15 protein-coding genes are annotated in these 21,062 nt (G+C 53.0%); 13 read left to right on the plus strand and 2 right to left on the minus strand.

Annotated elements, in window-relative coordinates; all coding sequences use genetic code 11:
• Positions 1–104: 104 nt before the first annotated feature.
• Positions 105–2,813, plus strand: a complete 2,709-nt coding sequence (locus tag BITS_RS05125) for a UvrD-helicase domain-containing protein (protein WP_026642004.1) — start codon at positions 105–107, stop codon at positions 2,811–2,813.
• A 202-nt stretch (positions 2,814–3,015) separates the two neighbouring features.
• A complete protein-coding gene (gene rpsD, locus BITS_RS05130; RefSeq protein ID WP_026642005.1) occupies positions 3,016–3,642 on the plus strand; it encodes a 30S ribosomal protein S4 in 627 nt (208 codons plus the stop codon).
• A gap of 237 nt (positions 3,643–3,879) precedes the next feature.
• Here rpsD and BITS_RS05135 read toward each other — a convergent pair whose 3' ends face one another.
• Positions 3,880–4,245 carry a phage holin family protein gene (locus tag BITS_RS05135; protein WP_026642006.1) on the minus strand — a complete coding sequence of 122 codons (366 nt, stop codon included), beginning with the start codon at positions 4,243–4,245 and terminating at the stop codon, positions 3,880–3,882.
• Positions 4,246–4,333: 88 nt separating this feature from the next.
• Here BITS_RS05135 and BITS_RS05140 point away from each other — a divergent pair, with 88 nt between their 5' ends.
• The 6 genes from BITS_RS05140 (at position 4,334) to mltG (ending at position 10,395) form a co-directional block, all read left to right on the plus strand.
• The gene (locus BITS_RS05140) at positions 4,334–5,008 is read left to right on the plus strand and encodes a histidine phosphatase family protein (protein ID WP_026642007.1); all 675 of its coding nucleotides are present in this window, start codon (positions 4,334–4,336) and stop codon (positions 5,006–5,008) included.
• 302 nt (positions 5,009–5,310) lie between these two features.
• On the plus strand, positions 5,311–5,703 hold the full coding sequence (locus BITS_RS05145) for a DUF948 domain-containing protein (protein ID WP_026642008.1): 393 nt from the start codon (positions 5,311–5,313) through the stop codon (positions 5,701–5,703).
• Complete coding sequence (locus BITS_RS05150) at positions 5,704–5,940, plus strand: hypothetical protein (RefSeq protein ID WP_026642009.1); 237 nt, start codon at positions 5,704–5,706, stop codon at positions 5,938–5,940. It begins immediately after the preceding gene.
• Positions 5,941–6,063: 123 nt separating this feature from the next.
• Positions 6,064–8,739, plus strand: a complete 2,676-nt coding sequence (gene alaS, locus BITS_RS05155) for an alanine--tRNA ligase (protein WP_026642010.1) — start codon at positions 6,064–6,066, stop codon at positions 8,737–8,739.
• A gap of 11 nt (positions 8,740–8,750) precedes the next feature.
• Positions 8,751–9,230 carry a Holliday junction resolvase RuvX gene (ruvX, locus tag BITS_RS05160; RefSeq protein WP_026642011.1) on the plus strand — a complete coding sequence of 160 codons (480 nt, stop codon included), beginning with the start codon at positions 8,751–8,753 and terminating at the stop codon, positions 9,228–9,230.
• Positions 9,220–10,395, plus strand: coding sequence for an endolytic transglycosylase MltG (mltG, locus tag BITS_RS05165; RefSeq protein ID WP_026642012.1), 1,176 nt, complete (start codon positions 9,220–9,222; stop codon positions 10,393–10,395). Before ruvX ends, mltG begins: the two co-directional genes overlap by 11 nt.
• A gap of 98 nt (positions 10,396–10,493) precedes the next feature.
• On the opposite strand, the gene BITS_RS08930 is transcribed toward mltG, so the two are convergent.
• Positions 10,494–10,973, minus strand: a complete 480-nt coding sequence (locus tag BITS_RS08930) for a prepilin peptidase (protein WP_026642013.1) — start codon at positions 10,971–10,973, stop codon at positions 10,494–10,496.
• Positions 10,974–11,018: 45 nt separating this feature from the next.
• Between BITS_RS08930 and aroC the strand changes: the two genes are divergently transcribed.
• From aroC to BITS_RS05195, 5 genes are all read left to right on the plus strand, one after another.
• On the plus strand, positions 11,019–12,212 hold the full coding sequence (gene aroC, locus BITS_RS05175) for a chorismate synthase (protein ID WP_026642014.1): 1,194 nt from the start codon (positions 11,019–11,021) through the stop codon (positions 12,210–12,212).
• A 21-nt stretch (positions 12,213–12,233) separates the two neighbouring features.
• Positions 12,234–13,865, plus strand: a complete 1,632-nt coding sequence (locus BITS_RS05180) for a bifunctional shikimate kinase/3-dehydroquinate synthase (RefSeq protein WP_026642015.1) — start codon at positions 12,234–12,236, stop codon at positions 13,863–13,865.
• 35 nt (positions 13,866–13,900) lie between these two features.
• The gene (locus BITS_RS05185; protein WP_026642016.1) at positions 13,901–14,350 is read left to right on the plus strand and encodes a type II 3-dehydroquinate dehydratase; all 450 of its coding nucleotides are present in this window, start codon (positions 13,901–13,903) and stop codon (positions 14,348–14,350) included.
• A gap of 336 nt (positions 14,351–14,686) precedes the next feature.
• Positions 14,687–19,879 (plus strand): type I pullulanase, encoded by a 5,193-nt coding sequence (gene pulA, locus BITS_RS05190; RefSeq protein ID WP_026642017.1) that lies wholly within the window; start codon positions 14,687–14,689, stop codon positions 19,877–19,879.
• A gap of 180 nt (positions 19,880–20,059) precedes the next feature.
• Complete coding sequence (locus BITS_RS05195) at positions 20,060–21,022, plus strand: zinc ribbon domain-containing protein (RefSeq protein ID WP_026642018.1); 963 nt, start codon at positions 20,060–20,062, stop codon at positions 21,020–21,022.
• Positions 21,023–21,062 lie beyond the last annotated feature (40 nt).

Below are 21,062 nucleotides of genomic sequence, written 5' to 3' on the forward strand. Positions count from 1 at the left end.
ATGCTGACTGAACCATGTGATAAACATGAATGCGCGCATCTGAGGTATGCATCTCATCGGATGCCGTTCATTGTGCCACTCGCAACTATCGCAAAGGGGTAACCGTGTACGAAGAGCCTGAAGTCATTGCCCGCAGCGCCGAGGAGCTGGTAGGCGATCTCAACCCTCAACAGTCACAGGCAGTGCAGTATCGCGGCCCTGCGCTACTCATCGGTGCAGGTGCGGGATCCGGCAAGACACGGGTACTGACCAGACGCATCGCCTGGATGCTCAGCCAGTTCGGTGCCTGGCCAAGCCAGATTTTGGCCATAACCTTCACCAATAAGGCAGCGGCGGAAATGCGCGAACGTCTCGCCTCGCTTATTGGGCCTGTTGCACAACATATGTGGGTTTCGACATTCCACTCCGCCTGTGTGAGAATACTGCGTCGCGATGGCAAGGAGATCGGTCTGGCCTCAGGATTCTCCATCTACGACACCACTGATTGTGAGCGTCTGATCAAATTGATCTGCGCTGATTTGAATATTGACGTGAAACGATACACCCCGCGCAGCATTCTTGCTCGAATTTCGGATTACAAGAACAATCTGCAGTCATGGCAGAATCAGCTCAAGGAATACGCTGCCGATTACAAGCCCGGGCAGCGCGGGTATCAGCTGGGACGATACGGCAATGTTGAAGAGCTGTATGCCGTGGTCTATGCGGAATATCAACACAGATTGGCAATGGCGAATGCCGTGGACTTCGATGATCTGATCGTGCGCACTGTGGAATTGCTGCGAACTGTGCCACGAGCGGCGGAATATTATCATCATCGTTTCCGCTACATCCTTGTCGACGAGTATCAGGACACCAATCACGCGCAGTACGTTCTGGTCAGGGAGCTGGCTGGTGTGGATGCCGACGAAGAAGATCCGGCACCGACTGGTATGACACGCAGGTTCGGGCCCGCATGGATAACCGTGGTAGGAGATTCCGATCAGTCCATCTATGCCTTCCGAGGTGCGGATATCAGGAATATCCAGGATTTCGAGAAGGATTTTCCCAACGCCAAAACCATCATGCTGGAACAGAATTATCGTTCCACGCAGACGATTCTCGATGCCGCGAATGCGGTTATTTCCAATAATCAAGGACGCAAGCCCAAAAAGCTGTGGACCGCTGCTGGCAAAGGCGAGCCCATCGTTGGATATGCCGCGGATAATGCACAGCAGGAGGCCGCCTGGGTATCAGGTGAGATCGCGAGGTTGGCCGGCGAGGAAGGCATTCGCTATTCCGATATGGCAATTATGTATCGCGCCAATGCGCAATCTCGTTCTTTGGAGGAAGCGCTTATCAATGCCGGGATTCCGTACCAGCTAGTCGGTGGCACAAAATTCTATGAACGCAGGGAAGTCAAGGATGCCGTCGCATATTTGCAGGCCATTGTCAATCCCTCAGATAGCGTGAATATGCGCAGAATCATGAACGTTCCCAAGCGAGGACTGGGTGCTCGGGCGGAGGCTTTGGTGGCCTCCTATGCAGATATTCATGGCACGAGCTTTTGGTCCGGCATCACCCATATGGACGAAATTGAGGGAATGCCTACGCGCACTGCGACGAAGCTGCGAGAGTTCCGTGAGATGATGACCGAGTTGGCGTTGTTCGCCCAAGAGCATGATGACAAGCCGTCAGAAGTGGTGGCTCACGTGCTTTCGCAAAGTGGTTTGTTGGAAGAACTCCAGCGTTCTGTAGATCCACAGGATGCCTCGCGCGTTGAGAATCTTTCCCAGCTGCAGTCCGTGGCCGCTGAATTCGAACAGAATACCCCGGATGCGACGCTTGCCGATTTTCTGGAAACCACGGCGCTGGTTGCGGAATCGGACCAATTGCCTTCTGAAGGCGAAGATAGCGGCAAAGTCACGTTGATGACATTGCACACCGCAAAAGGTTTGGAATATCCAGTGGTGTTCCTCACAGGCATGGAACAGGGAACCTTCCCGCATTCCAGATCCCTGGAGGACACCAGCGAACTTTCCGAAGAGCGGCGATTGGCCTATGTGGGCATAACCCGAGCCAAACAACGCTTGTATGTGACGCGTGCTGCTGTCCGTGCCCAATGGGGTCAGGCCAATGAAATGCTTCCTAGCCAATTTCTTGACGAAATACCAGATGGTTTGGTGTCATGGAAACGTCGCGAGGCCAGCGTGGAGCGTATGCGTGCGCAGTGGGGCGATGATGAATTCGGAGGCTGGTCCGAAGACGATGACTTCGGATCATCGAGTTTCGGAGGTTCCTCCACATTTGGCTCCCGTTCATACGGATCTTCGAGTTTCGGTTCGTCCTCTCGGTCATCGTATGGATCCGGGTCTTCATATGGATCCAAATCGTTTGGAACTTCATCATCTCGAGGCTCAGGATCTTCACGTGGTTCGCAAACCACATACGGATCGGGACGGTCGTTTGGCTCTCGTAGCGGTTCTTCGCGTTCTTACGGGTCGGGGTCTTCGTACGGTTCTGGATCATATGGTTCGTCGTATGGTTCAGGATCCTCGCATACACCACGCAATGGCAAAGTGACCACCAGACGGGTGCAGCCCAGCCGTTCGGCCGCAACCGGGGGAGCGAATTCATCTTCCTCTTCATTACATGCTGACAACAATCTCAATATCAATGACTTCCATATCGGCGACAAGATAAGCCATGATCAGTACGGTCTTGGCACGGTCACCGATGCACAAGACAAGGGCAGAAACTCGGTGATAACAGTCGACTTTGGCTCAAACGGAGTGAAGCGGTTGATGTTGCGAGTGGCACCTATTGAAAAACTCTGAGGCTATGCCTATGAAGTCCATAGGGCTTGTGTAGAATGGTCGATTGTGTCTTCCACAAGGCGGGCACTATCTGGAGTCTTAGCCCATCAGTGGGTCGGCGGCATTACGCCGTTCATGCATTGCATGAGGAAGCACTGGAGAGGCCGACTCAGCGCGGGATACCCGCGTTCCGTTCAGATAACGACAGAATTAAGGAACAAGAATGACTAACGTTCAGCGTTCTCGCCGTCAGGTGCGTCTTTCTCGCGCCCTCGGCATCGCACTGACTCCTAAGGCTCAGCGCATTTTCGAGAAGCGTCCTTATGCTCCAGGTGAGCATGGCCGCACCCGTCGTCGCACTGAGTCCGATTACGCAGTACGTCTGCGTGAGAAGCAGCGTCTGCGCGCCCAGTACGGCGTGTCTGAGAAGCAGCTTCGCGCCGTTTATGAAAAGGGCACGCACACCACCGGCCAGACCGGTGACGCGATGCTTACCGATCTTGAGACCCGTCTTGACGCTTTGGTGCTGCGTTCCGGCTTTGCCCGTACCACCGCACAGGCTCGTCAGTTCGTGGTGCACCGTCACATCTTGGTGGACGGCAACATCGTGGATCGTCCGTCCTACCGCGTCAAGCCAGGACAGACCATCCAGGTCCGTGCTAAGAGCCAGACCATGGTTCCATTCCAGATCGCAGCCGAAGGCGTGCACCGCGATGTGCTGCCAGCGGTTCCTGGATATCTCGATGTGAACCTGGCTTCCTTGAAGGCCACTTTGACCCGTAAGCCTGAAGTTTCCGAAATTCCGGTTCAGGTGAACATCCAGTACGTCGTCGAGTACTACGCTCGCTAAGCTGGATCCTTTTCCCTTTATTTCAAAGGACATACCGCTGAACCCCGCTCCCGCTTGGGACGCGGGGTTCATGCGTTTTAGGCATGATTCGAGCGCAGACCTGCATATCCGAGTTGCGACATTCCTGGAATATCTCATGTTTCAGAAAAGGGCTGCACAGTGTTGCTCACTGTGCAGCCCTTGTGCCACGAGCGATAGTCGGCAGGACAACGTGAACTCCTCTGAGCTGGGAAAGGCTCATTCGCCGATGATGAAGCTGACAATGCCTGCCACAATGGTCATAATCAGGGAACCCAGCATCGCCTGACCAAATCCGTTTATTGTGACGCCTACACCGAAAGTTGCTACTGCGAGCCATGACGCCAACCGCATGAACATCCAATTGATAATCAATGCGGAAAGACCGAAAGTGAGTAACGAAAGCGGTATTGCCAGAATCTGAATAATCGGCTTGATGGATGCGTTGATCAAAGCCATGAACAAAGCGAAGGCCGCAACCCCGAAAATGGGCGGATCGCCGATAGGCTGCATACTGGGCAACAGAGCGACCATTACGGCAGCGGCGATAGTTAATACAAGCCACCTCGAAATGAAATGTGTCATGTCGATAGTCAACCATTGAAATCATCGTGATATGCGATTTTTCCATCGATATCCACAAATCCGCGACGTACGGTGCAATAATCGAAGCATGATCCTTCATCTGTATTTAGTCCGTCATGGGCAGACCGTATTCAATCGATATAACCGCTTGCAGGGATGGTCGAATTCCCCTTTGACCGAGCAAGGGTTTGCCGATGCAAATAAGGCAGGAGCAAAGCTTGCCGACATTGCGTTTGATGCCGCCTATTGTTCGGATACCACAAGAGCGGAGGTCACTGCCCGACGCATTTTGGAGATCAACGAACAAGCCGGCAATAAGCGTCCCCAGCTCATCAGCAATATGCATTTTCGTGAGCAATGCTACGGATATTTTGAAGGCCAGGACATGGCTCAGGCATGGTGGGCGGCCGGAGCGCCACACGGAGCCGGGACATATAACGCGATCGTCGAGCGATTCGGCCTCGCAGCTACTAGGGATTTTCTTCATGAGGCAGACCCATTTCATGATGCGGAATCGGATCGCCAATATTGGGATCGTGTCGAAGCCGGATTCGCGCTCATTGCCTCCAATCCCAACGTGCATGATGGCAGCAATGTTCTGCAAATCTCGCATGGCAACACATTGTTGAGCCTTATGCACCGTTTTGCATCTGAAGGCTACGATCTGAGCGAGAGACCATCAAACGGCAGCGTCACACGACTGGATTTCGACACAGAGAAGCCCATCGAACAAGCCATTCGCGTCGTATCCTACAATCAGTGAACCGTGATAATCGGTGGAATGGTCAATTTGGCTATGCATTGAAGCGGGCATAACAATCGCAATTACTGTAAACATGCATCGGCTTACATATGGAGCGATGCAATCCATGTATTGCGGCTGTACGATGGGGAAGTGGCACTATGTCGAGTGGCGAATATGGCATCTGATTCTCGATCCAGCTTTCGGTGTTTGAAGCGTATTGCGAGGACAGGAGTTGACTTCTGGCAGTGAGTCGGGGGATTTAGCTACTCTTATGACGGTATTACGCGGGTTGAGTCTCGCAATGCAGAAAGAGGTTAATGATGGGTGTTGGAGAAATCGCCGGTCTAATCGCCGCAATTGCATTCGCAGTACTTGCAGGTTTCCTGATCTATCCTCTGATTCGCTTGGGTAAGCTTTTTGACCAGATTGCTGATACGGTCAAGCAATCAGGCGAACACGCCATTCCTGCATTGGATGAGGGTGTGACCACGGTGCGCCAGGTGAATAAGTCACTCGAAGATGTGAACAAGATTTCATCGGCGGCGTCCACAACGGCAAACAATGTCGGCGCGCTCACCGACCTGTACGGATCCTTCTTGGCGAAGCCACTGATCAAGGTGGCTGCTGCGGCATATGCGGTCAAGTCAACGGCTCGTTCCTTTGTGTCCAATAAAAATGCCTCATCCACTTCGACCCAAGCTAAGGGAGAGTAAATGTTTAAGAGGTTGTTCTGGTTCGCCCTCGGCATGGCCGCCGGTGTGATCGTCGTTTCCAAGGCGCAGGCATACGTCAAGGCAAATACGCCGGATGCCGCCCGTCAATTCATTCTCGGCCCCGATCAAGAGAACGTTACCGTGCGCACATTGCAAGGGCTGGTGAGTGATTTCAATGCGGCTCGAAGGGCGCGCGAGGAGGAACTCAACCGTCAATACGCCCACGACGAAGACTGAACACATCATTCATAATGGACGGAAATGTCTGCCGTCCTCACGGCAGTATGCGTCAAGCCGTGGTATTCATCATTTGCGGCCGATACGGGTGGTCGCACACACAATCAAGGAGCTGTCACTAAGATGCGCACTTCCGAAATCGCAAAGCGCTTTCTGAACTATTTCGAGAAGAACGGCCATCTGGTCGTCCCCTCGGCATCGTTGATTTCGCCGAATCCAACAACCTTATTCACCATCGCCGGCATGGTGCCTTTTATTCCGTATCTGCTTGGTGAGCAGACTCCTCCTTCGCGTCGTATGACGTCAAACCAGAAGTGCGTACGTACCTTGGATATTGATGAAGTGGGCAAAACCACTCGACACGGCACGTTCTTCCAGATGCTCGGCAACTTCTCCTTCGGTGATTATTTCCGCGAGGAAGCCATTCACTATGCATGGGAATTGCTGACTTTGCCGCAAGATCAGGGCGGATACGGCATCGACAAGGACAAGTTGTGGGTGACCACCTTCACCGACGATGAAGAGGCTCGCGCAATCTGGAAGAACGAGGGATTCGATCCCGAGCATATGCAGATTTTCGGCATGGAAGACAACTTCTGGACAACCGGAGGTCCCGGTCCTGGCGGTCCTTGCTCTGAGATCTATATCGACCGTGGTCCTGAATACGGCAAGGACGGCGGCCCATCCGCCGATGAAACACGGTTCATCGAAGTATGGAATCTGGTGTTTGAAAACTTCGAGGTCGACAATGTCAAGTCCAAGACGGATTTGCATATCGTCGGTGAACTTCAGCAGAAAAACATCGATACCGGAGCCGGACTCGAACGTTTGGCCTATCTGATGCAAGGCAAGCAGAATATCTACGAAACCGATGAGGTGTATCCGGTTATCGAAGCGGCCGAGAAACTCACCGGTCTGAAATATGGCGAGAACGCCGATGCGGATGTTCGGTTCCGCGTCGCAGCTGACCATGTCCGTTCTGCACTGATGATCATGAGCGATGGCGTGCGACCGAGCAATGTGGGCCGTGGCTATGTGCTTCGTCGTTTGTTGCGTAGAACAGTACGTTCCATGCGTATGCTGGGTGTGCGCGAATCCGTATTGCCTACGCTCTTCCCTGTGTCCAAGAACGCCATGGTCGCAAGCTATCCTGAACTTGAGCAAACCTTCCATGAGGTCAGCGAATCAGCATATGGCGAGGAGGATGCCTTCCTGCGCACTTTGGAAAATGGCACGACCATTCTCGACGTTGCTGTCAGCAAGGCAAAGCAGCAGGATACGGAAGTCTCAGGCGAAGATGCGTTCACCCTGCATGACACATACGGTTTCCCCATCGAATTGACTCTTGAAATGGCTCAGGAACAGGGAGTCAAGGTCGATGAGGCGAAGTTCCGTGAGCTTATGAACGAACAGAAGTCCCGTGCACGCGCTGACGCTTTGAAGAAGCGTCATAATGTGGATCTGAGCGTGTATGACGATTTCAAGAAGACCCTGGAAAGCCCGATCGACTTCCTTGGATACACTGATATGTCAAGCCGTTCCAAGGTCTTGGGCATTATGCAAGAGGGCAAGGGTTCTGTTCCGGCGATTTCGGCTCCGGCAACCGTAGAAGTGATTCTGGACCGCACGCCGTTCTATGCGCAGGCCGGCGGCCAGCTTGCCGATCAAGGCGAGATCATCTCTGATGACGGTGCAGTGCTCGAAGTGGATGATGTGCAAAAGCCCATCAAGGATCTGATCGTGCATCAGTGCCGTTTGACTGAAGGAACCTTGGTTGTCGGCGCAGAAGCCAATGCAAGCATCGATGTGAATCGTCGTGGAGCCATCGCTCGATCCCACACCGCGACCCACATGGTGCACAAGGCTCTTCGAGAAGAACTCGGGCCTCAGGCAACCCAGCGTGGTTCTGAAGATGCCCCGAATCGTCTGCGTTTCGACTTCCAATGGTCGAAGGCTCCCAGCAAGGATATGATGAATACCATCGAAGCACGCGTCAACGACCGACTTCGTGACAATCTCGCGGTAACCACGCAGGAAATGAAGTTTGACGATGCTATCGCTTTGGGCGCCATGCATCTCTTCGGCGAAAAATACGGTGATATCGTTCGTGTGGTGTCCATCGGTGAAGACGGTTGGAGCCGAGAGCTGTGCGGCGGCACGCATGTCGATCACGTCGGCAAGATCGGTGCGATCAATATCATGTCCGAATCCTCCATCGGTTCCGGCGTTCGTCGTGTGGACGCGGTTGTCGGACAGGGAGCATACGAGTTCAATGCACGCGAGCACGCATTGGTCTCCCAGCTTTCGGATACCTTGAATGCACGTCCTGACGAGTTGGCTGAGCGCATTAATATGCTCCTCAACAAGCTCAAGGAATCAGATCGTCGCCTGGCTTCGATGTATGAATCGCAGCTTGCACAATCCGTACCTCAATTGGTCGAGCAGGCAGCTACAAGCGCTGCATCCATAAAGCTGGCAGCCAAGAATGTCGGTCATTTCGGTTCCTTCGACGCTTTGCGAAAGACCGTACTCGATATTCGCGGTCGATTGGGCGAGGGCTCACCTGTGGTTGTGGCTTTGGCTGGCTTGAGTGAGGATGATAAGCCGATGATCGCCGTGGCGACCAATGCTTCTGCACGCGAGCAGGGAATCAAGGCCGGAGACTTGGTGCGCAATGCCTCCAAGGTGCTCGGCGGAGGCGGTGGCGGCAAGCCAGACTTCGCTCAGGGCGGCGGCGCAGACGCGAATAAGATCGATGAAGCATTGCAGGCTCTGCAAGCTCAGGTGATGAACGGCTGAACCAATTATCCATGGTTTGGCTAGGAGTTGATCTAGGAGACGCCAGGGTTGGACTCGCATTGTCTGACCCTGAGCTCTCTTTTGCGCACCCTGCCGGCAATGTGCAGGCATATGGAGATTCCTTTCATGCACTTGATGATGTCATCGATGTCATTGAAAGCGAATCAGTGGAACATGTCGTAGTCGGTTTGCCATTGCAATTGAACGGCACTGAGGGGAAAAGTGCCAAGAAGGCCCGACGCTGGGTGAAAAATCTGGAAACCCGAATAACGACTTTAATAGAAAATGGCGAGATTACGCTGAAGCGTGTGCCGCAGGTATCATTAATAGATGAGCGACTGACGACGGTTAGCGCACATCGGCAGCTTTTACAGGCACAGGTGTCTGGAAAACGGCATCGTCCAGTGGTTGACCAGCAGTCTGCAGTGGTGATTCTGCAGTCGGCGTTGGACCGCAGAGAACAGCATAGGAGCGATCACCTTGGCCGATAACCTCCAAGATTTTTTTGAAGAGAATACGCGATGGACAGACACTCATGTCGATCCTGCGGCTTCCCAACCACCGCAACCACCGAGATCACGCAAGGAAATGCGCAGGCGCCGTAACAGACGCAAGCGTAAGACCATGGTGACTCTAGTGGCTGTGCTGGTGGTTATCGCACTCATCTGTATAGCCGGATTCTTCGGATACCGCCAGTTCAAATCATGGTATTCAAACCGTACCCAAAGCACCGTGATTCAGGATTATCCAGGTCCTGGCGGCGAGGAAATCCAATTCACCGTTGAAACCGGTCAGGGAGCAGCCGAGATCGCCAAGAATCTTGTTGCCCAGGATATTGTCAAGTCTGAGTCTGCATTCACCAGTGCGGTCGCAGCGAATAATGTCACCTTGTATCCGGGAACATACGATCTGAAGAAACAAATGGCAGCTGCTGACGTCGTTGCCATATTGTCCGACCAAAGCAAGGCGAGCGGTTTCCTCGAAGTGCGCTCAGGGGAGCGTGTTTCCGATGTCATAACGAATGCGGCTTCGATCTCCGGCATTGCACAAACGGAGTTCCAGAGCATAATCGACGAAGGCGGCACGGGAATCCTTCCAGATGAGGCTGGCGGAAAGTTCGAAGGCTGGTTCGAACCTGGCACCTATGATGTGAAGTCAAAAAGCTCTGCCAGTGAAATCCTCAATGAAATGGTGCAGGCACGCATCACCAAGTTGGATTCCATGGGAGCGCCTACTGGATCAGAGCGCGAGCGACTGCTGATTATTGCATCCATCGCAGAATCAGAGGTCAATTCCGAGGAATATTACGGCAAGGTGGTGCGCGTCATTCTCAACCGTTTGAATGCCAATATGAATTTGGGTATGGATACGACCGTGGCCTATGGATTGGGAATATCTGCAAGTCAACTTACTGACGCAATGCTCGCTGATGCCTCCAACCCATACAACACCAGGGTCAACGCCGGTCTTCCTCCAACGCCGATAAGTAATCCGGGAGACAATGCAATAAGCGCAGCCATGAATCCGCCGGAAGGCGACTGGCTGTATTTCGTGACCACGAATTTGCAAACCGGAGAGACTAAATTTGCCACAACAGAAGAAGAGTTCTGGAAGATACGCGATGAATACAAGAGCTCGAATGAGAATGCGAATTAATCGCTAGGCAGTGGTTTTGACAGTGATGCAGAGTGCGGCTGATGGTCAATTTCAGCCGCACACTGCATTGTCCGGCACATATTGTCACCTCGGTATCGTCATGCTGTAATGAGCAAAGCGCAGAAGGCAGCCGTGACGATGACAGGGACAAAAGGCACCCGGGATGCGTAAGCAGTGTCGTTATGAGGGAATCGAGGCCATGCAAGCATCCAGAAGAGGCCGATGAATCCCATGAAGACCCACCATGTCACAATGGTCAATAGTCCGAACCACCCAACAGCGAGGGCGATCAATCCCGTACAGGTCACATCTCCCAATCCCAAAGCGCCTGGTTTGCATAGGGCCAATGCTAGTTGCACCGAGACGGAGATGGATGCCAGTAGCAGTGTCATGGCCAGACGAGGAAGAGTTGCACTTCCAGCGTGAAACGCTGGCATAACAGTTGTTGAAAGGAAAACAACGAGTTGAACCAGCACACCAATACACACCCAAATTCGTGGCACCGTTCGTGTGCGTAGGTCGTAATAGCACAGGGCGAGTCCACATAGAAGACTTGGCGATACCGCAATGTAGGCCATAACAGTAAAATAGTCGAAGTTGACCACAATCTTAAAGGAGACGGTATGTTGCGCTGGCAGACAGCAGGCGAATCGCACGGCGAAGCGTTGGTCGCCATGATCGAGGGGCTGCCTGCGGGCATCCAGATCACCAGCTCTGATGTTGTTGATGCTCTGGCAAGGCGTCGTTTGGGATATGGCCGTGGCTCTCGCATGAAATTCGAACAGGACAAGGTCCGGCTGCTCACCGGTGTGCGTCACGGAAAGACACTGGGTTCGCCGGTCGCCGTGGAAATAGCCAATACCGAATGGCCCAAGTGGACTGAGGTCATGAGCGCTGACCCACTCGATCATGAGTTGCCGGATACCGGACGTAACGCGCCTTTGAGCCGCCCTCGCCCAGGCCATGCGGATCTTACGGGTATGCGCAAATACGGATTCGACGATGCGCGTCCGGTATTGGAACGTTCAAGCGCAAGGGAAACCGCTTCTCGTGTCGCATTAGGTGCAGTGGCGGCACGATTCCTTGAGCAGTCGGTTGGCATCCGTACGGTGGCACATGTGATTTCCATAGGAGGAGTGGGAATTGATGACAACGCCGATCGCGTATTGCCCACACCTGAAGATGTCGAAACCTTGGATGCTTCTCCGGTGAGGACTTTGGACAAGGATGCCGAGGCGCGTATGGTGGCGCGCATCGACGAGGCCAAAGCTTCAGCGGATACCCTGGGTGGTGTTATTGAAGTGATCGCCTACGGCGTTCCTGCAGGATTGGGCACCTATGTTGAATCAGATCGCAGACTTGATGCCGCACTTGCTTCGGCACTTATGGGCATCCAAGCCATGAAGGGAGTGGAAATCGGGGACGGTTTCCAAGAGGCCGTGCGTCCAGGTTCACAGGCGCATGATGAGATGGTGCCGGGTGAGGACGGACGGATAACGCGTCTGAGCAATCGTGCAGGCGGCATAGAAGGCGGCATGTCCAATGGCGAGCCTATTCGCGTGCGCGTCGCCATGAAGCCCATTCCTTCCATTCCCAAGGCCTTGCGCACGGTGGATGTGCTCAATGGCGAAGCCGCGCAGGCCATCAATCAGCGTTCGGACAGCACCGCAGTCCCTGCTGCATCAGTCGTAGCCGAGGCCATGGTGAGACTGACCTTGTCTCGTTTCGTGCTCGAGAAATTCGGAGGAGACAATATTGAAGAAATCCGTCGGAATGCCGAAGAATACCTCGCATCCTGGCCTGAGCATATGCGCTAAGCGAGCTCGGAAGGGTTTGTCATGGGACACACAGCGATGCCTTGGGCGGTTATCATTGGCATGCCAGGAGCTGGCAAAACACGGGTGGGACGAGAAGCCGCCTCGATACTGCATGTCGGGTTCACCGATGCCGATATTCAGTTCGAACATGATATGGGAATGAAGATTCCCGAGTTTTTCGAACAGTATGGTGAAGCGGAGTTCCGTCGTGCTGAAAGCGAGTTGGTTTGCGATTTGCTCAGTAGCCTGGACGGAGAGTTGCTGTCATTGGGCGGAGGAGCCCCTATGACGGAACGAATCCAGCAGGAATTGCTGCGATATATCGAGCGTGGTGGCAGGGTTATCTATTTGCAAGCCGATCCAAAAGAGGCGATGGAACGTGCAAGGCGTGGTGGCAATAGGCCCATGCTTGCAGGAGATGCCGATGAACGCTGGAAAGGTCTGTTCAAGCAACGGCATCCGGTGTTTTCAGCATTGGCCAATGCGCATATTCGTACCCATGGCTCAACGCCGCAGATGGCGGCAAGAAAGCTGGCTGACATGATTAGCGAAAAGGATGTCCACATCGAAGGTTCGGGAATCGAGCCTTATGAAGTGTTTATTGGCGACGGTGCAATCAACCATTTGTCTCAGGTTTTGGGAGAAGAACCTGTACGAGTCGCCCTGATCCACACCCAGCCGGTGCAGCGTCATAGCGACAAAGCCAGGGCGCTGTTGCGTCAGGCGGGATATCAGGTGACTGACATTGTGATACCGGATGCAGAAGCGGGCAAAACAATCGCGGTTGCCGGCGGTGTATGGGATCGTTTGGGCGATGCCGGCTTCACCCGTTCCGATGCCATTGTCGGTTTGGGTGGCGGTGCTGCGACTGATGTGGCGGGTTTTGTGGCTGCCACTTGGATGCGAGGCATTCGCTATGTGAACTGCCCGACTTCATTGCTGGCGATGGTCGATGCTTCGACGGGCGGCAAAACAGGAATCAATACCGCATTGGGCAAGAACTTGGTGGGATCGTTCTACACCCCGGCGGGCGTTTTGGCTGATATGAGATCCTTGTCCACACTGCCGAATGACATATTCGTCGAAGGCTTGGGTGAGGTCGCCAAATCGGGCTTCATCATGGATGAGAAGATACTCGACCTTCTGGAAGACCATGCACAGGCTCTTCGCGAATACAATGCAGAGTCACTTGAGTCGGAAGAGTTCAAAGCAATCGTTGCCGAGCTTATCGAACGAACGGTTCGGGTGAAGGCATATCACGTTTCCTCAGATCTCAAAGAGGCAGGATTGAGGGAATTCCTCAACTACGGCCACACCTTGGGACACGCCATCGAGCAGCTGGAACATTTCCGCTGGCGTCACGGCAATGCGGTGGCTGTTGGTTGTGTTTTTGCGGCTGAATTGTCGTATATCCTTGGCTATATCGACCGCGATCTGGTCGATTATCACCGTTCATTGCTCTCGTCTTTGGGCTTGCCTATCTCATGGAATAACGGATCATGGGAAGATGTGCTCGCATTGATGCACAGAGACAAGAAGGCTCGCGGCAACGCCCTGCGTTTCGTAATCCTGTACGATATTGGACATCCTGTGCATTTGGATAATCCACCTGTTGAAGCGGTGGAAGAGGCGTTCCGCAGCATTCAGCAGTAAAGACTTGAACAAGTGGCGAGGAAAGTGAGTGTGTCATGGTCAAAGTCGTAGTGGTCAATGGGCCTAATCTTGGACGATTGGGAGTGCGTCAGCCGGATGTCTATGGGCGGCAGGATCTGCAAACATTGCGATCACTGTGCATGCAGTGGGGACAGGATTTAGGGTTGGATGTCGAGGTGCGCCAAAGCGATGACGAAGCCGAGATGATCGGCTGGATGCATCAGGCGGTTGATGAGCATACGCCAGTGGTGATGAATCCTGCGGCGTTCACCCACTATTCCTATGGCTTGGCAGATGCCGCCCATATGGTGCAGGATGCCGGTTTGCCGCTTATGGAAGTGCATATTTCAAACCCATCGGCAAGGGATCAATTCCGCAAACATTCGGTGATCTCTCCTGTGGCAACCGGAACCATTACCGGCATGGGCTTGTATGGTTATAGGCTTGCGCTGGAGGCCGTGGCCCATCTCTTAGAAGAACAGTAGGGAGCAACGGTTTTTGAGGACGCATGATGAAGGCGTCCTCAAAAACCGTTTCATGATGTTGCAGTCCATTTGCAGCAAATTCTGACCGGTTGTTTCAGTTTCGCCGAGAGTCCTTTCGCGATTGTGTCGGGAACACTAGGGAACTCGCTGTTTCATTGCCGGCTGCAATGACGGTGGTAGTGTTTGCCTCAGCTTGAGGTGCAAACGTATGCACATTCATCGCAGAGTGTGCCTTAAGTTGTTTGCTTATCCGCAAAATACATGGCGCATACGTTATCAAGATCAGGTTCCCTATAAGGGAACTCAGGCTGATCTCATTGATGAGAACGGAGAACCATGGTCGTTCAATGTGTGAACCGACCGGTTGGACGCATTATTGCAATGGGTGCAGTTGCCGCAATGATGTGTGCCACATTTACCGCTGCGCCACCGGCTTTGGCGCAATCTGACTCTATATCGACGGATACATCCGCATCCACTGTGAAGGATGTACAGGTCATCGCATTCCAGCAAACATGGAATACCATCGCCAAGGAGTGCACCAACACCTATGGCCCTGAAGGAGTGGCCTATGTCGAGGTATCGCCGCCACAGGAATCCATTCAGGGCACTCAGTGGTGGACAAGCTATCAACCGGTGAGCTATGCGCTGGATTCGAAGCTTGGCTCACAAACTGAGTTCACTTCGATGATCCAGCAATGCAATGCTGCCGGAGTCGGTGTTATTGCAGACGTCGTACTCAATCAGACCACCGGTTCGGATGTTGCCGATGGCGATCAGAAGGGCGTGGCCGGCACTGCATATAACGGTTCGACAGGAACATATACCGGGTTTGCCACGGATCAATATCCCGAGGGTGTGGATGCAAGTGATTTCCACTCATGCACCAGCAATATTTCCGACTACACGAACCAGCAACAGGTGCAGGAATGCCGCTTGAGTTCGATGTGGGATTTCAATTCCGAAAGCGAAAAGGTCCAGGACATTCAATCGGATTATCTGGTCTCTTTGTGGAATGCCGGTATTCGCGGCTTCCGCATGGATGCGACAAAGCATATCGACACCGACAGCCTTCATGCCATAAAAGAGCGGTTCGCCCAGAAGATCGGCGTGGATGCCCAGAACATATATTGGATACAAGAAACCATAGGCAATGCTTCAGAGGCTGCGGGCATTCAACCGAGCGAATATCTGCAAAACGGCACGGTCACGCAATTCGGCTTCAAAAGCGAGATGAATCAGGCATTCAAAGACAAAATCGCCAAACTCAAAGGGCTTTCAGATCGGTTGGGCGCAGACATACCATCTGAAGATGCCAATGTGTTCGTGACCAATTGGGATACGGCTAGGAACCAGGGAGCGCTGACATACAAGGACGGTGCCCAATACCAACTGGCAAATGCATTCATGCTGGCATATGATTACGGCACTCCGAGACTGATTTCCGATTATCGCTGGGATGACAATGATTCAGGTGCTCCTGGAGCCAGTGAGACGTCAGTACCGGATGTGGATATGGATGAGGAATGTTCCTCCAATGCCGGAGCATGGAATTGCCAACAGCGCTGGACCTCAACTCGTGGAATGATCGCATTTCATAACTATGTCGGCACCGCTGCCGTAACCGACTGGCAGGATGACGGTGACAGCAATATCGCCTTCTCCAGGCAGGATCGCGGTTTTATCGCAATCAATAATGCCAGCCAAGCACAGGAAGTGCAATACTCTACATCACTGGCTGACGGAGAATACTGCAATGTGTACGCCGCAATGGACTGCTCTGCAACGGTCACTGTTTCGGGTGGCAAGGTGAGCACAACGATTCCCGCCCACTCTGCGATTGCGTTGTATGCAGGGGCCACCAAGGGATCCCATCCTCAGGCCGATATGACCACGGATCCATCCGATCCTGACCTGTCGCAGCAGACAGGTGCGGACAATGCGCCCACAGATACGACGATAACCATCTATTACAAGCCGGCTGATACGTCCTGGACTGCGCCGAAGGTGCATTACGGACTGGGCGATGATTGGAACCAGCCTGAAGCCGAAATGACTTTGGACGCGCAGGGCTATTACACGGCAACGATTGATACCCAAGGCAAGGCCCTCGACTTTGTTTTCCACGATACGCAAAGCGACCAATGGGAAAACCCGCAAGGTGGAGGCAACTACCACGCCAATGCAGGTATCACGCATATAGGCGTAGTCGATCAGGCATCAAGCATAGGCAATCCCGAAACCATAAGCGCTCAGACAAGACTGCTGGTTCACTATAAGCCTGCGAATGCCGATGACAACAGAGGCGTGTATGTGTGGGGCACCGACACGAGCGGAAGTTCCATGTCAGCCGAGCATCATGCCTTCACCGGCACGGATTGCTGGGGCAAGACCGCAGAACTCACATTCGACGGCCAGTATACCGAGTTTGGTTTCATCGTGACAACCGACGGATGGAATAAATACGGCGGAGACAGGAAGGCGACGGTCAACGCTGACGGCAGCGCAGAAGTCTGGATCGATGGAACCAAGCATGAGGATCAAGGAGAGGTCTCTGAAACCGAAACCTTGGATATGCCGCCTTCGGATTATTCCTGCACTGCACAAACCGTGAAGGTAACGGTCCATTACTATCGCGATGATGGATTGTATTACAACGCAGAAGACACCTCTGTAAAGAATCCCCGATGGGATTTGTGGACTTGGTCTTCAAATTGGAACGGCGGCAATGCGACCTTCACCCGACATGATGATTGGGGAGCAATAGCCGAATATTCCTTCAACAATTACACCTACTATCAGTCGGATAGCGCATCCGATATCGGCATGCTGAGACGATACGGCGCTGACGCCTGGAGTAGCAAGGATCCGGATGATGCCGACCATAAGATCCCCGCAAATGCCCTGGTATTCGATCAAGATGGAAATGCCAAGGCTGAGATCTGGCTTGTCTCCGGCGATGCCACTGTGTACACCTCGCGTCCGTCCTTGGGCGCTTCGATCAAATCCGCGGAAATATCTCAGTACCGAGAATTGAACGCCAAGCTTTCGAAGCAAGTGACAGCGGAAGAAGTCCGCAACAAGGTCACCGTAAGCGATGCAAGTGGCAAGAATATTGCCGTGGATGATGTGACGGTGGATGGCAATACCGTGCATATCGCAGTGTCACAGGATCTGGATGTGCAAGGGAAATACACCGTAGCCATCGAAGGATTCGGTGTGCAAACCGCCATTGCCGGCGCTGTGGTGAGGACGGATCGTTTCGATGAGGAAAACGCATATGACGGAAAGGATTTGGGAGCGAGCTATTCACAGGAGCACACAGGATTCAAACTGTGGGCACCCACTGCCACAGAAGTTCAGCTGGTCCTTTTCGGCTCTGATAATCCCGATTCCGAAGAGACGCAAAGCATTGCCATGGTGAGGGGAGACAAGGGCGTGTGGAGCGCTTCGGTTGACTCATTGGCATCCGGAACCGCCTATGACTACCGTCTCACCTTCGCGGATGGCAGTGTGAATGTATCCGCTGACCCGTACGCGACTGCGGCTGTGGCCAATGGTGAACGTTCAGTGGTGTTGTCTCCTAGCGATATGGGATCGGCAGGGGAGCGCATGCCGGCTTTTGGCAAATCGACTGAGGCAAGCATCGCCGAAATGAATATCCGAGACTTTTCGATCAGTCCCAATTCCGGCATTGATGTGGATAAGCGAGGAAAGTACCTCGGCGTCGCTCAAACAGGAACCACGACGCCACAAGGTGCCACATTCGGTTTGGATTATCTCAAGTCGCTTGGCATAAGCCATGTGCAAATCATGCCGATGTATGACTACGGTTCTGTCGATGAGACAGGAGACCTGAGTTACGGGGCGTCGGGAGCGCAGAACTGGGGTTATGATCCAGAGAATTACAATGTTCCAGAAGGCTCATATTCCTCGGACCCAAGTAATCCAAGCTCTCGTGTGACCGAAATGAAGCAGATGGTGCGCACGCTGCATGATAATGACATTCGCATCATCATGGATGTGGTGTACAACCATGTATACAATGCCGCAAGCCATTCCTTCAACAAGACGGTTCCTGGCTATTACTTCAGGTATGACGACAATGGTTCCCTCGTGAGCAATTCCGGTTGCGGCAACGACACGGCTTCAGAGCGTGCCATGATGCGCAAATACATCGTGGACTCGGTGGTGTATTGGGCAAAGAACTACAACATTGACGGTTTCCGATTCGATTTGATGGGTCTTATCGATGTGGACACCATGAATGCGGTACGTGCGGCACTCGATGACATCGATCCCTCAATTATCATCCTAGGCGAAGGCTGGGATATGAATACCACCATGGATAAAAGTGCCATGACCATTCAAACCAACGCTTATGCAGTGGCTTCCGATGGGAACAATAACGGTATTGCATTCTTCAACGATTCCATGCGTGATGGATTGAAGGGTTCCGTATTCTCTGATACGGATACCGGCTTTGTTTCCGGAAAGAGCGGCCAGGAAGCGCTTATCGCACATAACGCATTGGGATGCCAATATGACGAGAAAGCGACAACGACATGTTGGAACGGCAATGCGCAGAATCATTATGCGGATGCAGGCCAGATCGTGAATTATGCTGAAATCCACGACAATATGACCCTGTACGACAAGCTGCGGGCTTCTGTGCCTACGGATGACGATGCGACCACTGTGGCACGTGCCAAACTCGCGGATTCGGTGATCTACCTTTCAACTGGTATTCCGGCAATCCAATTGGGGCAGGAGTTCCTGCGTACCAAAGGCGGCAATGGCAACAGCTACAATACCGGCGATGCCATGAATGCCATCGACTGGGATCGCACGACACAATACGCAGATTCAGTGGACTACGTCAAAGGACTTATTGCACTGCGCAAGCAGATCAAGTCCTTGCAATTGAGCAATTACGATGAGATCAATGCGCATATCAAGCTGCTCAAAGCCGAAGACGGCGTGGTCGCATACCAGATCACAGAAGATAGTGGAACCTATGTGGTTGCGTTCAATGCGAATGCCGACGCCGCACAGCTCGCCGGCCTGGAGGATGGTGAATACTCCACACTGATCAGTGATGGAAAGGTTCATGCAAATGCCATGGATGCTGAGGTTCGAACCGCAAGCGTCAACAGCGCAGATGGAGATTCGTCAACCGTAACCGTCTCGCATGGAACGCTCGGCATTGGAGGCTTGAGCGCCACGGTGCTCCGAATGGTGTCTTCGACCGTCCCGCCGAGTGATAACGGTGGCGAAAACGGACAAGGTAATGGAACAGGCGATGGTGGAAGTGAAGAGAACGTAAACCAATCTCCTGACGGCAACAGCCCCGAAGATGATCATTCAATCGGCGATTCAGGGAATTCCAATGCCAATGAGGTAGCAATGCAGCAGAAGGTCAAGATGCTGGCAAACACTGGCACATCCGTGGCCGCAATGCTTGTCCTTGCTGTGACGCTCATAAGTTTTGCTGGTTTGGGGGTTATGCGCTCGCGCACAAGGAGGTGATGAAATAATTCAAGAATGCAAAGGTGGATGCTGTGCAAGATCAGCACCCACCTTTGTTTCGTTTTCGGGATTGCCAAGTACTCTCAACGTCGCGATACATGTGCGATGCTTCACATTGCGCAGGAGTACAATGCGAGATGAGGCATGATGCTTCATTCAAAATCTATGAGGGGGAGAGTAATGATTTGTCCTAATTGCGGTACATCCAATATTCAGGGAGCGGCTTTTTGCGCTAACTGCGGCAAGCCTCTGGCATCACAAACCGATGCGAAAGTGCAAACAGATATTCATACGGGAGCAACACCCAGCAACAATGGCGCTCCGGTGCCGTCTGCTTCACCGACTGTGTCTACCCCTGCGGCTGTGTCAGATGCAACCACGCCGTTTGCTCCGAATGCGACGCCGGCTGTGCACGCCGTCCCTGCGTACCAGCACACTCAGTCCATGCCCAACCCAGTGCAGCCATTCCAAGCTCCATCTGTTTCTCCCATGCCTCAACGATCTGCACAGTCACCCAAGGATCGTGAGCAGATAGGCACAGCGCTTTCCATATTGCAAGGAATAGGCGGGGTCAGCAGTGCCACGGCGGTATTGGCTGCCAGCATTTCGTTAGGTGGATTATCGCTATCCATACCTCATTTGAAAAACCTCGCCACCACGATTATGTATGCGGTCATGGATTCTATGGGATATGACAGTAGCTCCGACATGATGTTCAATCCGAATACGGCATTGTCCGGAGTGAGCACCGCGGTGATGTTCTATCAGATATTCTCGATTATCGGGGCAGTTGGCATCGGCGCGTATTTCGTCCTGTATGTCATGCGAATTAAGTGGTCACAAATCGTGCTCGCAGTAAGTTCAGCATCAATTGCAGCAGCCAGTGTGATCGTTTTGGTGATGGCTTCGAATATATCCTCATTCATAGCGCAGGCTATCCAGATGTCACAATCGTCGGGGTCTTCCCAAGCTGCCATGATATCCAGTGTATTCAGCTCCTTTGTGACTGTATCGACTTCGACATGGATAGCGTTGGTCGTTTCGGTGGCAACTGCAATCATTGCGATATTGAGATTGGTGGTTGTTCGGCAGCCACAGGTGGCCCAAGTGGTACATCCGCAACAACCTGCTCAGGTCAGGTAAGGGTAATCCAATTTCATGAGGGCGGATGCTTGCCAAGTTT

The organism is Bifidobacterium tsurumiense, assembly GCF_000741765.1.
In the GTDB taxonomy this organism is placed as follows: Bacteria; Actinomycetota; Actinomycetes; order Actinomycetales; family Bifidobacteriaceae; genus Bifidobacterium; species Bifidobacterium tsurumiense.

Excerpts from the sequence above, each read along its gene's own strand:
- rpsD (WP_026642005.1), top strand. The coding sequence starts at position 3,016 with ATGACTAACGTTCAGCGTTCTCGCCGTCAGGTGCGTCTTTCTCGCGCC.
- BITS_RS05135 (WP_026642006.1), bottom strand. The coding sequence starts at position 4,245 with ATGACACATTTCATTTCGAGGTGGCTTGTATTAACTATCGCCGCTGCC.
- BITS_RS05140 (WP_026642007.1), top strand. The coding sequence starts at position 4,334 with ATGATCCTTCATCTGTATTTAGTCCGTCATGGGCAGACCGTATTCAAT.
- BITS_RS05145 (WP_026642008.1), top strand. The coding sequence starts at position 5,311 with ATGGGTGTTGGAGAAATCGCCGGTCTAATCGCCGCAATTGCATTCGCA.
- BITS_RS05150 (WP_026642009.1), top strand. The coding sequence starts at position 5,704 with ATGTTTAAGAGGTTGTTCTGGTTCGCCCTCGGCATGGCCGCCGGTGTG.
- alaS (WP_026642010.1), top strand. The coding sequence starts at position 6,064 with ATGCGCACTTCCGAAATCGCAAAGCGCTTTCTGAACTATTTCGAGAAG.
- ruvX (WP_026642011.1), top strand. The coding sequence starts at position 8,751 with ATGGTTTGGCTAGGAGTTGATCTAGGAGACGCCAGGGTTGGACTCGCA.
- BITS_RS08930 (WP_026642013.1), bottom strand. The coding sequence starts at position 10,973 with ATGGCCTACATTGCGGTATCGCCAAGTCTTCTATGTGGACTCGCCCTG.
- aroC (WP_026642014.1), top strand. The coding sequence starts at position 11,019 with ATGTTGCGCTGGCAGACAGCAGGCGAATCGCACGGCGAAGCGTTGGTC.
- BITS_RS05180 (WP_026642015.1), top strand. The coding sequence starts at position 12,234 with ATGGGACACACAGCGATGCCTTGGGCGGTTATCATTGGCATGCCAGGA.
- BITS_RS05185 (WP_026642016.1), top strand. The coding sequence starts at position 13,901 with ATGGTCAAAGTCGTAGTGGTCAATGGGCCTAATCTTGGACGATTGGGA.
- pulA (WP_026642017.1), top strand. The coding sequence starts at position 14,687 with ATGGTCGTTCAATGTGTGAACCGACCGGTTGGACGCATTATTGCAATG.
- BITS_RS05195 (WP_026642018.1), top strand. The coding sequence starts at position 20,060 with ATGATTTGTCCTAATTGCGGTACATCCAATATTCAGGGAGCGGCTTTT.